The 13,932-nt window shown below is 67.4% G+C and carries 8 protein-coding genes and 3 rRNA genes; 6 read left to right on the top strand and 5 right to left on the bottom strand.

Translation table 11 applies throughout. The features are described 5' to 3' along the window. Positions 1 to 53 precede the first annotated feature (53 nt). Both OG286_RS24825 and OG286_RS24830 read right to left on the bottom strand, forming a co-directional pair. Entirely contained in the window at positions 54 to 1,091 is a 1,038-nt protein-coding gene (locus OG286_RS24825) for a hypothetical protein (RefSeq protein WP_396326155.1), read from the bottom strand. Next, the gene (locus OG286_RS24830) at positions 1,088 to 1,600 is read right to left on the bottom strand and encodes a SigE family RNA polymerase sigma factor (protein WP_396326156.1); all 513 of its coding nucleotides are present in this window, start codon (positions 1,598 to 1,600) and stop codon (positions 1,088 to 1,090) included. Before OG286_RS24830 ends, OG286_RS24825 begins: the two co-directional genes overlap by 4 nt. 121 nt (positions 1,601 to 1,721) lie before the next feature. On the opposite strand from OG286_RS24830, the gene OG286_RS24835 reads away from it, so the two are divergent. Further along, positions 1,722 to 2,357 carry a hypothetical protein gene (locus OG286_RS24835; protein WP_396326157.1) on the top strand — a complete coding sequence of 212 codons (636 nt, stop codon included), beginning with the start codon at positions 1,722 to 1,724 and terminating at the stop codon, positions 2,355 to 2,357. Between the two features lie 52 nt (positions 2,358 to 2,409). Here OG286_RS24835 and OG286_RS24840 read toward each other — a convergent pair whose 3' ends face one another. Beyond that, on the bottom strand, positions 2,410 to 3,354 hold the full coding sequence (locus tag OG286_RS24840; RefSeq protein ID WP_396326158.1) for an RDD family protein: 945 nt from the start codon (positions 3,352 to 3,354) through the stop codon (positions 2,410 to 2,412). Positions 3,355 to 3,634: 280 nt separating this feature from the next. Here OG286_RS24840 and OG286_RS24845 point away from each other — a divergent pair, with 280 nt between their 5' ends. The 5 genes from OG286_RS24845 (at position 3,635) to OG286_RS24865 (ending at position 11,582) form a co-directional block, all read left to right on the top strand. Beyond that, on the top strand, positions 3,635 to 4,639 hold the full coding sequence (locus OG286_RS24845) for a stage II sporulation protein M (RefSeq protein WP_396326159.1): 1,005 nt from the start codon (positions 3,635 to 3,637) through the stop codon (positions 4,637 to 4,639). Positions 4,640 to 5,210: 571 nt separating this feature from the next. After that, positions 5,211 to 6,734, top strand: a 16S ribosomal RNA gene (locus OG286_RS24850). Positions 6,735 to 7,015: 281 nt separating this feature from the next. After that, positions 7,016 to 10,138, top strand: a 23S ribosomal RNA gene (locus OG286_RS24855). A gap of 83 nt (positions 10,139 to 10,221) precedes the next feature. After that, positions 10,222 to 10,338, top strand: a 5S ribosomal RNA gene (gene rrf / locus OG286_RS24860). Together the 16S, 23S and 5S rRNA genes form the textbook arrangement of a ribosomal RNA operon. 251 nt (positions 10,339 to 10,589) lie before the next feature. Continuing rightward, positions 10,590 to 11,582: a DMT family transporter gene (locus OG286_RS24865; RefSeq protein ID WP_396322785.1), complete on the top strand. Its 993-nt coding sequence runs from the start codon at positions 10,590 to 10,592 to the stop codon at positions 11,580 to 11,582. 26 nt (positions 11,583 to 11,608) lie between these two features. Here OG286_RS24865 and OG286_RS24870 read toward each other — a convergent pair whose 3' ends face one another. Together OG286_RS24870 and OG286_RS24875 are read right to left on the bottom strand one after the other, a co-directional pair. Further along, positions 11,609 to 12,919 carry a DUF58 domain-containing protein gene (locus tag OG286_RS24870; protein WP_405365779.1) on the bottom strand — a complete coding sequence of 437 codons (1,311 nt, stop codon included), beginning with the start codon at positions 12,917 to 12,919 and terminating at the stop codon, positions 11,609 to 11,611. A 37-nt stretch (positions 12,920 to 12,956) separates the two neighbouring features. After that, complete coding sequence (locus OG286_RS24875; RefSeq protein WP_396322797.1) at positions 12,957 to 13,886, bottom strand: AAA family ATPase; 930 nt, start codon at positions 13,884 to 13,886, stop codon at positions 12,957 to 12,959. Positions 13,887 to 13,932 lie beyond the last annotated feature (46 nt).

A 13,932-nucleotide genomic window follows, 5' to 3' on the forward strand; every position in this document is an offset into this window, starting at 1 on the left:
CCGGTGGCCGGTACCCCGCGCGGGATACCGGCCACCGGCGTGTTCGGGGGCGGTCAGCGGAGCACGTCGGTCGTCCAGGCGCTCTCGTCGGCGCCCACGGCCCCGATCGTCGACAGCAGCCCGGGGAGTCCGCCGGTCGCCTCCAGCGTCGGGTTCGCCCCGGGAGCGGTCGACGCGCAGATCCGCACGCCCTGCTCCACCTTGCACTCGCGCGGGTCGGTGCCCGGTGGAGCGATCGCGGGCTCGGCGCCCTCCGGCTGGACCATGATCTGGACCTGCCGCTTCTCGGCGGTGAGCACCAGGCTGATCCGCCAGGGCTCGTCGATGACGGCCGACGGGCGCAGCAAGGACACCGCCGTCACCTTGAACGCGGCCGGCAGACCCGTCAGGTGGACCGGCAGCGGGAGGTCCGTTCGCCCGAACCGGGCCTCGGCCGCGACCCGCAGCATCATCTCCTCGGGCTTCGCCTCCTTCGGCGAGTAGGCGTCCAGCTGTGCCCACCGGCCCGAGGCCGTCAGCCAGCGCAGGGTCAGCGGGTCGACCGGCAGCGGATTGTCGGAGACCAGCCAGTAGGCCGAACGCCCGTCGACCGCGGGGGCCGGCACCGGGTGCTGGCCGACGTGCGGGGGCTCGGCGGTGCCCGGGGCGAGCGACAGCGAGAGGTTCGCCGTCGACTGTCCCTTGGTCCACACCTTGGCGGACGTGTGATCGGCTCCCAGCGCGTCGGCGTAGCCGTAGCCGATGCCACCCGGTCCCTTCGCCCACTCCGGCAGCCAGCCGAACCGCACCTCGGTGAAGAACGGGTCCGTGCCCGCCCGCGGGGCGGACGAGGCCTGGCCGGAGCTCGCGGCGACGAGTGTGGTCGGTGCCGCCGGGGTGGCGGCGTCGCCGGCCGGCCGGATCATCAGCGAACCGGTCAGGACCGCCGCCGTCACCACGGCCGCTGCGCCGAACACGGCCCGGCGCCGGCGACGCAGCCGCACCCGGCCGCGGACGACGGCCCAGCCGGTGTCGACGGCGGACGGCGGGGCGGGCTCGTCGGCCAGCGAGTTCAGCCGCCCCGTGAGGTTCTGGTGCTCGTTGTTCGTCATGACGTCCTCTCGGCGGTGGTGGGGCGGACGGCGAGGGTGACGCGGAGCGCCTCCAGGCCGCGCGAGGTCTGGCTCTTGACGTTGCCGGACGAGCAGCCCAAGGCCTCGGCGGCCTGGTCGATCGTCAGATCGCAGTAGTAACGCAGCACCACGGTGGCCCGCTGACGTGGCGGCAGGGCGGCCAGCGCCTTCCGCAGGTCGAGGGAGGCATCCAGGTCGATGCTCACGCTCTCCGTGTCGGGCTCGACGCCGTTGCGCGTCGTCCGGCGCCACCAGGGTGATCGCTGCTCGGCGAGGAACGTGTTGACCAGGACCTTGCGGGCGTAGCCGTCGACGTTCTCGACCCGTCCGGCCCGTGGCCAGTTCACGTAGAGCTTGGTGATGCTCTCCTGGACCAGGTCGTCCGCCCGGTGCCAGTCCCCGCACAGCAAGTAGGCGACCTTGCGCAACCAGCCGCTCCTGGAGGCCACGTACGCGGTGAACTCCGCTTCGCGTGCCGTCTTCGCCATCCCTGCCCCCCTTTCCCTCGTACCGGCGGCGCCGATCGGCGCCGTCCACCCCCCTAATGCAGGCGCCCGGACCGAACGTTGCATGCCGGACTGCCGTGATCGTCCACGTAGGCTTTCGGGCATGCCCAACGGCCGGTACTCGCTCCACGACACCCATGACCACGTGCTGCTCGGCGAGGAGCGCTTCAGCTGCGCCCCCGGCCCGGCCGGCTGGCGGTACGTCTCCAAGACGTACGGGCCCGAGGGCCAGGTGCTCGGCACGGTCGACCTGACGCTGGACTCGCGGGCCCGGCCGCTGCGGATGGAGCTGAGGGCGGGCGGCTGGCAGGTCCGGGGCGGCGCCGTCGACGGGGTGGCCTGGGTGCGCACCGACGCGGCCGACCCCGGTGGGGAGCACACGGTGGAGGGGCACGACCGGGCCCACGGCTTCGCCGGGCGCTCGCCGGGCTTCCTGGTCGCCACTGCGCGGCTGCTGCGGCTGCGGGAGGGGGCGAGCGCGAAGGTGCGGCTGGTGGCGTTCAGCGAGCCGGTGCTGGCGCCGCGGACCTTCGACCAGGGCTGGCTGCTGGAAGGCATCGACACCCACGAGACGGACTCCGGCCCGCTGCTGGTCGAGCGGTACCAGGTGGCGGACCTGGAGACGGGCGAGCAGCAGGTGGTGCACCTGGCCGGGGACGTGGTGCTGGCCGCGGCCGGGGTGGAGCTGGAGGAACTGGAGTCGCCCCCGAACCCCTGGCCGGTGGAGTTCGGCGGGTAGCGCCGGCCGGGGCGGTGGCGAGCCGGCCCGGGTCGGGCGGGGCCGGGCTGCGTCAGGCCGGCGGGGCGAAGCCGGTGGCGGGGGCCTGCGGCGGGGCCGTGGGCTGCTGCGTGGCCGGGGCGGCCGGCTGCTCCACGGGCGGGGCCGACGGCTGGGGGTGGGCCTGCGGGTGGGGGGCAGGGTGCGGCTGGGCCTGCAAGTGGAGCTGGGGCTGGGCCTGCGGCTGGAACGCGTAGCCCTGGACCCGGATCCACTCGCGCCGCTGGCGCTCGGTCAGCACCGCGCCGAGGTAGGCCGCCGGGTGCAGCCCGTACGGGACGGGGTGGCCGGTGCGGGCCGCCAGGTCGTCGGCCAGCCGCGCGGACATCTGGTGCGCCACCGCCGGGTCCAGCTGGCCGACCCGGCCGAGCAGCTGCCGGATCGCCAGCCAGAGCGGCTCCGGCACGGCGGAGAGGTCCAGCGCCACCAGCTCGCCGCCGATCGCCTGCAGCAGCTGCGGGGGCACCGGCGGCAGCGGGTTCACGGCAGCGCCGCCCCCCGGCACCCGCTCGCGGACCACCAGGGTCCCCGCGAAGACGTCACCGAGCCGCTTGCCGTCCGACGACACCACCGAGCAGATCACCGCCGGCACGCCGCTCAGCATGATGAGCTCGAAGAAGCCGACCAGCCCGCGCACCAGCGAGTGCCGGAACCGCACCGGACCGCCGTCGCTGCGGACCACCCGCAGGCCCAGGGCGGCCTTGCCGAGCGAGCGCCCGCGGGTGAGGGTCTCGACCATGACGGGCAGGGCCACCGTGAAGAAGACCACGAGCCCGAGCATCAGGGCGGTCAGGGCGGCGGGGTCGAGGTCGACCAGGACGAAGCTCAGCGTCAGGGAGCACACCAGGAGCGCGGCACCCTGCACGGTCAGGTCCAGCCCGATCGCCAGCGCCCGGCTCGGAAGCTTCGCCGTGCGCAGGCCGAGGACGACCGCCTCACCCGTCACCAGGTCGCTCAAGACACCCGTCCGTTCCCGTCGGTGATTCATGGTCGGTGGTTCGTGGTTGGTGGTTCATGGTCCGCGATCCGGGGAGGGAGCTTCCATCGGATCGGCCCCCACGATCCCGTGATCCGCAGTCGTCAACATACGGGGCCGCGTAGCCGCGCGGGAAGGGAGGTCCCGGGCCGCCGGGGAAAGGAGATCCCGGGCGCCCGGGCACTCCTTTCCCCTGGCATGCTGGGCGCACCTGTCCGCACCCGCCTGCCCGCGCGCCCCGCGCCGACCATGGAGCTGCCGAATGGACCTGGACGTCTTCGTCGCCACCCACCAGGGGGAGTGGGCCCGGCTGGACGCCCTCGCCCGGACCCGTCGGCTCACCGGTGAGGAGGCGGACGAACTGGTCACCCTCTACCAGCGCGTGACCGGCCATCTGGCCAAGGTCCAGGCCGCAGCTCCCGACCCCACGTTGGAGGGCCGGCTCACCAGCCTGGTCTCCCGGGCCCGCGACGCGGTCACCGGCAGCCGCAGCAGCGGTTGGCGGGACGTCGCGCGCTACTACAGCGTGAGCTTCCCGGCCGCGCTCTACCGCTCGCGCCGCTGGTGGCTGCCGGTCGCGGTTCTCTCCCTCCTCGGCACCGCCCTCGTCGCCTGGTGGGTGGCGACCCACCCCGAGGTCCGGAACAGCCTGGCCACGCCGGAGACGATCCGCGAGATGACCAGGCCCGGCGGGGACTACGAGGCCTACTACTCGGACCGCCCCGCCAGCTCGTTCGCGGCCCAGGTCTGGACGAACAACGCCTGGATCGCGGTGCAGTGCCTGCTCTTCGGCATCGCGCTGGGCATCCCGGTGCTCAATGTGCTGTGGAGCAACGTCCTCAACCTGGGGCTCGGAGTGGGGCTGATGGCCTCCGCCGGCCGGCTCGACATCTTCCTCGGCCTGCTCATCCCGCACGGCCTGCTGGAACTGACCGCCGTCTTCGTGGCCGGTGGCCTCGGTCTGCGGCTGGGCTGGACGATCATCGACCCCGGACCGCGCACCCGTGCGACGGCCCTTGCGGAACAGGGCCGCTCGATCATCGGCATGGGAATCGGCCTCGCGACCGTGCTGGCCGTCTCCGGTGTCCTGGAAGCCTTCGTGACCCCGTCCGGCCTGCCCACCTGGGCCCGCATCTCGATCGGCGTGCTGGCCGAGATCGCATTCCTGCTGTACGCCCTCGTCCTGGGCCGGAAGGCTGCCGAGGCCGGCGAGACCGGTGACCTGGACGCGGCCGACCGGGCGGACCTGCAGCCGGTCGCGGCCTGAGCCGAGGTGATCCACACGCCTCTGACCTGGTACTCTTCTCGCATCGCAGCCAAACCATTGACGTGGTGGGGCTGGGCTAGTAGGTTTGAACGGTTGGGACAGGTTGGACAACGACCTGATCCAGGCGCTAGTGTCTACGACACCGCCAAATCGAGGCGAGCGTGTTTCACGAAATACGCGCCCTCCGACGAGGTAAATCCCGGAACTGAGCACACCGAAAGCTTTGATAAGCTTCGGAGCGAAGTCGAAGGAAATCCCCCCAGCGGGAAATCAGAGAAACAAACGCCGGCAAGAACGGCCGCGAGGATCTGGTAAGCTGGAAACACGAAAGAACGAAGCGCCCGGAGGGCCCGCTGGAAGGCGGTCCGAAGGAAGTGTCCGTTCCTTGAGAACTCAACAGCGTGCCAAAAGTCAACGCCAGATATGTTGACATCCCCAGCCTCGGTCTTCTGACCGGGGTTGGAGATTCCTTTTGAAGTAAAACACTAGCGAGGACGCAGTGCGCGGGGCCACCCTATTCCGGTGGTTGCCGTGCCGCTCGACGCGAGTGCGGCCCGATTACGGGCAGACATTCACGGAGAGTTTGATCCTGGCTCAGGACGAACGCTGGCGGCGTGCTTAACACATGCAAGTCGAACGGTGAAGCCCTTCGGGGTGGATCAGTGGCGAACGGGTGAGTAACACGTGGGCAATCTGCCCTGCACTCTGGGACAAGCCCTGGAAACGGGGTCTAATACCGGATATGACCTGGGACCGCATGGTCCTGGGTGTAAAGCTCCGGCGGTGCAGGATGAGCCCGCGGCCTATCAGCTTGTTGGTGGGGTAATGGCCTACCAAGGCGACGACGGGTAGCCGGCCTGAGAGGGCGACCGGCCACACTGGGACTGAGACACGGCCCAGACTCCTACGGGAGGCAGCAGTGGGGAATATTGCACAATGGGCGAAAGCCTGATGCAGCGACGCCGCGTGAGGGATGACGGCCTTCGGGTTGTAAACCTCTTTCAGCAGGGAAGAAGCGCAAGTGACGGTACCTGCAGAAGAAGCACCGGCTAACTACGTGCCAGCAGCCGCGGTAATACGTAGGGTGCGAGCGTTGTCCGGAATTATTGGGCGTAAAGAGCTCGTAGGCGGCCTGTCGCGTCGGATGTGAAAGCCCGGGGCTTAACCCCGGGTCTGCATTCGATACGGGCAGGCTAGAGTGTGGTAGGGGAGATCGGAATTCCTGGTGTAGCGGTGAAATGCGCAGATATCAGGAGGAACACCGGTGGCGAAGGCGGATCTCTGGGCCATTACTGACGCTGAGGAGCGAAAGCGTGGGGAGCGAACAGGATTAGATACCCTGGTAGTCCACGCCGTAAACGTTGGGAACTAGGTGTTGGCGACATTCCACGTCGTCGGTGCCGCAGCTAACGCATTAAGTTCCCCGCCTGGGGAGTACGGCCGCAAGGCTAAAACTCAAAGGAATTGACGGGGGCCCGCACAAGCAGCGGAGCATGTGGCTTAATTCGACGCAACGCGAAGAACCTTACCAAGGCTTGACATATACCGGAAACGGCTAGAGATAGTCGCCCCCTTGTGGTCGGTATACAGGTGGTGCATGGTTGTCGTCAGCTCGTGTCGTGAGATGTTGGGTTAAGTCCCGCAACGAGCGCAACCCTTGTTCTGTGTTGCCAGCATGCCTTTCGGGGTGATGGGGACTCACAGGAGACTGCCGGGGTCAACTCGGAGGAAGGTGGGGACGACGTCAAATCATCATGCCCCTTATGTCTTGGGCTGCACACGTGCTACAATGGTCGGTACAAAGGGCTGCGATGCCGCGAGGCGGAGCGAATCCCAAAAAGCCGGCCTCAGTTCGGATTGGGGTCTGCAACTCGACCCCATGAAGTTGGAGTTGCTAGTAATCGCAGATCAGCATGCTGCGGTGAATACGTTCCCGGGCCTTGTACACACCGCCCGTCACGTCACGAAAGTCGGTAACACCCGAAGCCGGTGGCCTAACCCGTAAGGGGAGGAGCCGTCGAAGGTGGGACCAGCGATTGGGACGAAGTCGTAACAAGGTAGCCGTACCGGAAGGTGCGGCTGGATCACCTCCTTTCTAAGGAGCAATATGCCGCTTGCAGGCGAATGTTCTGCACGGTTGCTCATGGGTGGAACGTTGACTATTCGGCACGAGTGAAGAGCACCTGTTAGTACTGCCTCCGGGCGTGGAAGACGGGCTTGCGATTGACTTGTGTCGGGCACGTTGTTGGGTCCTGAGGGAACGGCCGTATGGCTGTTGCTTCAGAGATGCCGGTCCCACTGAAGAGATCCGTTCGGGTCTTGGGGGTGGGTGACTGGTCGTTGTTTGAGAACTGCACAGTGGACGCGAGCATCTGTGGCCAAGTTTTTAAGGGCGCACGGTGGATGCCTTGGCACCAGGAACCGATGAAGGACGTGGGAGGCCACGATAGTCCCCGGGGAGCCGTCAACCAGGCTTTGATCCGGGGGTTTCCGAATGGGGAAACCCGGCAGTCGTCATGGGCTGTCACCCATACCTGAACACATAGGGTATGTGGAGGGAACGCGGGGAAGTGAAACATCTCAGTACCCGCAGGAAGAGAAAACAACCGTGATTCCGGGAGTAGTGGCGAGCGAAACCGGATGAGGCTAAACCCAGGTGGTGTGAGACCCGGCAGGGGTTGCCACTTGGGGGTCGTGGGATTTTTCTTGACCGGTCTGCCGGCCGGTCGGCGAGTCAGAAACCGTATGGATAGTCGAAGGACATGCGAAAGGTCCGGCGTAGAGGGTAAGACCCCCGTAGACGAAATCTGTGCGGCTCGTTTGAGAAACTCCCAAGTAGCACGGGGCCCGAGAAATCCCGTGTGAATCTGGCGGGACCACCCGCTAAGCCTAAATATTCCCTGGTGACCGATAGCGGATAGTACCGTGAGGGAATGGTGAAAAGTACCGCGGGAGCGGAGTGAAATAGTACCTGAAACCGTGTGCCTACAAGCCGTGGGAGCGTCGGACATGCAGCTTGCTGTGTGTCTCGTGACTGCGTGCCTTTTGAAGAATGAGCCTGCGAGTTTGCGGTGTGTAGCGAGGTTAACCCGTGTGGGGTAGCCGTAGCGAAAGCGAGTCCGAATAGGGCGTTTGAGTTGCACGCCCAAGACCCGAAGCGGAGTGATCTAGCCATGGGCAGGTTGAAGCGGAGGTAAGACTTCGTGGAGGACCGAACCCACCAGGGTTGAAAACCTGGGGGATGACCTGTGGTTAGGGGTGAAAGGCCAATCAAACTCCGTGATAGCTGGTTCTCCCCGAAATGCATTTAGGTGCAGCGTCACGTGTTTCTTGCCGGAGGTAGAGCACTGGATAGGCGATGGGCCTCACCGGGTTACTGACCTTAGCCAAACTCCGAATGCCGGTAAGTGAGAGCGTGGCAGTGAGACTGTGGGGGATAAGCTCCATGGTCGAGAGGGAAACAGCCCAGAACACCGACTAAGGTCCCTAAGCGTGTGCTAAGTGGGAAAGGATGTGGAGTCGCAGAGACAACCAGGAGGTTGGCTTAGAAGCAGCCACCCTTGAAAGAGTGCGTAATAGCTCACTGGTCAAGTGATTCCGCGCCGACAATGTAGCGGGGCTCAAGCACATCACCGAAGTCGTGTCATTGCAGCATGAAGGGCCAACGCCTGCTGTGATGGGTAGGGGAGCGTCGTGTGCCGGGTGAAGCGGCGGTGGAAACCAGTCGTGGACGGTACACGAGTGAGAATGCAGGCATGAGTAGCGATACAAGAGTGAGAAACTCTTGCGCCGATTGACCAAGGGTTCCTGGGTCAAGCTGATCTGCCCAGGGTAAGTCGGGACCTAAGGCGAGGCCGACAGGCGTAGTCGATGGACAACGGGTTGATATTCCCGTACCCGCTTTGAAGCGCCAACGCTGAACCTCTTGATGCTAAGCCCGTGAAGCCGGCCCGGAGTCTTCGGACAATGGGACGTGGTGGAGCCGGTGACCCAATGGGGTAGTAGGTGAGCGATGGGGTGACGCAGGAAGGTAGTCCAGCCCGGGCGGTGGTTGTCCCGGGGTAAGGGTGTAGGCCGAGTGATAGGCAAATCCGTCACTCATTAAGGCTGAGACCTGATGCCGAGCCGATTGTGGTGAAGTGGATGATCCTATGCTGTCGAGAAAAGCCTCTAGCGAGTTTCATGGCGGCCCGTACCCCAAACCGACTCAGGTGGTCAGGTAGAGAATACCGAGGCGTTCGGGTGAACTATGGTTAAGGAACTCGGCAAAATGCCCCCGTAACTTCGGGAGAAGGGGGGCCATTCCTGGTGACGGCACTTGCTGCCAGAGCTGGGGGTGGCCGCAGAGACCAGCGAGAAGCGACTGTTTACTAAAAACACAGGTCCGTGCGAAGCCGTAAGGCGATGTATACGGACTGACGCCTGCCCGGTGCTGGAACGTTAAGGGGACCGGTTAGCTTGGATTCGTCCAGGCGAAGCTGAGAACTTAAGCGCCAGTAAACGGCGGTGGTAACTATAACCATCCTAAGGTAGCGAAATTCCTTGTCGGGTAAGTTCCGACCTGCACGAATGGCGTAACGACTTCTCGACTGTCTCAACCATAGGCCCGGTGAAATTGCATTACGAGTAAAGATGCTCGTTTCGCGCAGCAGGACGGAAAGACCCCGGGACCTTTACTATAGCTTGATATTGGTGTTCGGTTCGGCTTGTGTAGGATAGGTGGGAGACTTTGAAGCAGCAACGCCAGTTGTTGTGGAGTCGTCGTTGAAATACCACTCTGGTCGTGCTGGATGTCTAACCTGGGTCCGTGATCCGGATCAGGGACAGTGTCTGGTGGGTAGTTTAACTGGGGCGGTTGCCTCCTAAAGGGTAACGGAGGCGCCCAAAGGTTCCCTCAGCCTGGTTGGCAATCAGGTGTTGAGTGTAAGTGCACAAGGGAGCTTGACTGTGAGACTGACGGGTCGAGCAGGTACGAAAGTAGGGACTAGTGATCCGGCGGTGGCTTGTGGAAGCGCCGTCGCTCAACGGATAAAAGGTACCCCGGGGATAACAGGCTGATCTTCCCCAAGAGTCCATATCGACGGGATGGTTTGGCACCTCGATGTCGGCTCGTCGCATCCTGGGGCTGGAGTAGGTCCCAAGGGTTGGGCTGTTCGCCCATTAAAGCGGTACGCGAGCTGGGTTTAGAACGTCGTGAGACAGTTCGGTCCCTATCCGCTGTGCGCGTAGGAGTGTTGAGAAGGGCTGTCCCTAGTACGAGAGGACCGGGACGGACGAACCTCTGGTGTGCCAGTTGTCCTGCCAAGGGCATGGCTGGTTGGCTACGTTCGGGAGGGATAACCGCTGAAAGCATCTAAGCGGGAAGCCTGCTTCGAGATGAGCACTCCCACCTCCTTGAGAGGGTAAGGCTCCCAGTAGACGACTGGGTTGATAGGCCGGATATGGAAGCCCTGTGAGGGGTGGAGTTGACCGGTACTAATAGGCCGAGGGCTTGTCCTCAGTTGCTCGCGTCCACTGTGTTGTTCTGAAACAACGACCCCATGACATGGCCTGTCGTGGTGCGGTTGACAGTTTCATAGTGTTTCGGTGGTCATAGCGTGAGGGAAACGCCCGGTTACATTCCGAACCCGGAAGCTAAGCCTCACAGCGCCGATGGTACTGCAGGGGGGACCCTGTGGGAGAGTAGGACGCCGCCGAACAATCATTCACAGAGAACCCCCGATCCGCCACGGATCGGGGGTTCTCTGCATTTCCCAGACTCCCCGCAGGTACGATCGTCGGGTGAACGCTTACTGGCACGTCGTTCTGCCGCCGCTCGGCGCCTGACCGGGCGCCGATGCTGATGGTTTGACCCGGGATCCCGGCCGGCCCGCAGGGTGGTCAGGGGTTCCTGTCGTGCGCCCGTTTCGAATCCGGTCCTTGACGCATTCGACGACGGAAGACCACGACTGTGCCGAACCGCACTTCTCCCCGAACTCCCGCCTGCCCGACCAGCGATGCCTCGCAGACGAAGAGCGCCGGCCTCCTGGGCGGGCCGGTACCCATCCTCACCGCTGCCGTCCTGTGGGGGACGACCGGGACCGCCGGCTCGTTGGCCCCGGCCGGTGTGCCGGCGGCGGCCGTCGGCTGTGCCGGCCTCACTCTCGGCGGCCTGCTGCTGTTCCTGACGTCCCGGGGTGCCCGCGCGCTGCCTGCGGCCTGCACGCGAACCGAGCGTTGGCTGCTCGGCGTGGGCGCACCGGCCGTGGCCGGCTACCCGGTGACCTTCTACCCGGCCGTGGGCCGCACCGGCGTGGCCGTGGCCACCGTGGTCGCGCTGGGCAGCGCGCCGGTCTTCGCCGGGCTGCTGTCCTGGATCGCCGGGGGTGGCCGGCCGGCCGCGCGCTGGGCCGGTGCCACCGCGGCCGCCGTTCTGGGCTGCACGCTGCTGGTGCTGGGCCCCGGGCTGGCCGGCCGTGCCACACCCGTGGACCTGACCGGTATCGCGCTCGCCGCGGCCGCCGGGCTGTCCTACGCCGTGTACTCCCTGATCGGGGGCCGGCTCATCACGCGTGGACATCCTTCCGACGCGGTGATGGGGGTGCTGTTCGGCGCCGCCGCGCTGCTCGTCCTGCCGATCGTGCTGTCCGCCGGGGCGCAGTGGCTCGCTGGCGTCCGCGGCGCGGCGGTGGCCCTGCACTTGGCTGTGTTCACCGTCTACCTGGCCTACCGGCTCTTCGGACGCGGCCTTCGGCACACCGGCGTCTCGGTGGCCACGACGCTGACCCTCGCCGAGCCGGCTGTGGCGGCTGTCCTGGGTGTGACCGTCCTCGGTGAGCGTCTGCCGGTGGCCTCCTGGTGCGGGCTGGCCGTCCTTGCCCTGGGACTGGCCCTTCTCACGGCTCCGGTCGGCGGCAAGCGCACCGGCCGCGGGGAGCGGCAGGAGCGGCAGGCAGAGCGGTAGCCCGGAGCGGGCGGAGCCGCCGGCCGTCAGAGGCGGCCGGCGGCCTTGAGAGCGAGGTAGGTGTCGGCGAGGGCGGGGGCCACGGCGGCGGGCGGGGCGTCGAGGACGGTGACGCCGGCGCGGGTGAGCCGGTCCGCGGTGAGTCGGCGGTCGGCGCGGGTCTGTTCGGCGGCGGCCGCGCCGTACACGGCCTCGACGGTGCCGCGGCCGGCCGCCAGCTCGTCCAGGTGCGGGTCGGAGACCGAGGCGAGGACGACCTCGTGGCGCTTGGTGAGGAGCGGCAGCAGCGGGAGCAGGCCGTCCTCGACGGGGGCCGCGTCGAGCCCGGTCAGCAGGACGATCAGTGAGCGGTGCGGCGCCATCTTCAGCGCGGTGGCGACCAGCGAGCGCATGTCGGTCTCGTAGAGCGCCGGTTCGAGGGTGGCCATCGCGGTGGTGAAGGCGGGCAGGATCTCGTTGGGGGCGCGACCGGCCACCGAGACGCGCTTGCGCAGGTCGTGGGCGAGGAGGTCGACCCGGTCGCCGGCCTTGGTGGCGAGCGCGGTGAGCAGCAGTGCGGCGTCGAGCGAGGCGTCCAGGCGGGGCGCGTCGCCGACCCGGCCGGCGGAGGTGCGGCCGGTGTCGAGGACGACCAGGATGTGCCGGTCGCGTTCGGGGCGCCAGGTGCGGACGGCGACGGTGTGCCGGCGGGCGCTGGCGCGCCAGTCGATGGAGCGGATGTCGTCGCCGGGCAGGTACTCGCGCAGGGAGTCGAACTCGGTGCCCTGGCCACGGGTCAGGACGGAGGTGCGGCCGTCGAGTTCGCGCAGCCGGGCGAGCCGGGAGGGCAGGTGCTTGCGGCTGTTGAACGGCGGCAGGGCACGGACCGTCCACGGGACGAGGTGGGAGCCCTGACGGCCGGCCAGGCCGAGCGGGCCGAGCGAACGGATCGTCACCTTGTGGGCGTGGTGGTCGCCGCGCCGGGTCGGGGTGAGCACCGTGGTGACGCGGCGTCGTTCGTGCCCGGGGATGCTCAGGGTGTGCCGGGAGGCGGCGATCTCGCTGCCGGGCCGCCAGGCGGAGGGGGCCCAGGCGTCGCGGACGCGGGCTCTGAGCGGGCGGCCGGCGGGGTTGGTGACGGTCAGTTCGACGGAGGCGGGCTCGCCGAGCCGGACGGTGGTGTCGCCGCCCCGGGTGATCCGCAGACGGCGGACCGGGGCGGCGATGACCAGGTCGGTCACGACGGCGAGCAGGACCGCGCCGGTGACGGCGGCGATCCCGCCCCAGGAGGGCAGGAGCAGGCCCACGACGAGCGCGCCGAGTGCGGCGAGCAGGGCGGTTCGCCCGGTGAGGGCCATGCGGTGCGCTCCTTCGTGAGCGAGGCGGTGGAGGCGGTCAGCGGGGGGCGGGCGTCTGGGCCAGGACGGCCTGGATGACGGAGTCGGCGGTCACGCCCTCCATCTCGGCCTCGGCACGGAGCGCGACGCGGTGGCGCAGGGTGGGCAGGGCCAGCGCCTTGACGTCGTCGGGGGTGACGTAGTCGCGGCCGGCCAGCCAGGCCCAGGCGCGGGAGGCAGCGAGCAGGGCGGTGGCGCCGCGCGGGGAGACGCCGATGGAGAGCGACGGGGACTGCCGGGTGGCCCGGCAGAGGTCGACGATGTAGGCGAGGACCTCGGGCGAGACGGTGAGCTTGGCGATCTGCTCACGGGCGGCGGCGATGTGCTCGGGGCCGGCGACCGGGCGGACGCCGGCGGCGGCGAGGTCGCGCGGGTCGAAGCCGGAGGCGTGCTTGGCGAGGACCTGGTACTCCTGGTCGCGGTCGGGCAGCGGCAGGATCAGCTTCAGCAGGAAGCGGTCGAGCTGGGCCTCGGGCAGCGGGTAGGTGCCCTCGTACTCGACCGGGTTCTGCGTCGCGGCGACCAGGAACGGGACGGGCAGCTTGCGGGGCTCGCCGTCGACGGTGACCTGGTGCTCCTCCATGGCCTCCAGCAGGGCGGCCTGGGTCTTCGGCGGCGTGCGGTTGATCTCGTCGGCGAGCAGCAGGTTGGTGAAGACCGGGCCGGGCTGGAAGGAGAACTCGGCGGTGCGGGCGTCGTAGACGAGGGAGCCGGTGACGTCGCCGGGCATCAGGTCGGGGGTGAACTGGATGCGCTTGGTGTCCAGGCTGAGCGCCGTCGAGAGGGTGCGGATCAGCAGGGTCTTCGCCACGCCGGGGACGCCTTCCAGCAGCACGTGGCCGCCGCAGAGCAGGGCGACCACGAGACCGGTGACGGCGGCGTCCTGGCCGACCACGGCCTTGGCGATCTCGGAACGCAGGGCGGTCAGCGCCTGGCGGGGGTCGCCCGCGGTGCCGGGGGTGACGGTGGTGCCG

Origin of the sequence: Kitasatospora sp. NBC_00039 (assembly GCF_045160625.1) — a bacterium.
Classification (GTDB): Bacteria; Actinomycetota; Actinomycetes; order Streptomycetales; family Streptomycetaceae; genus Kitasatospora.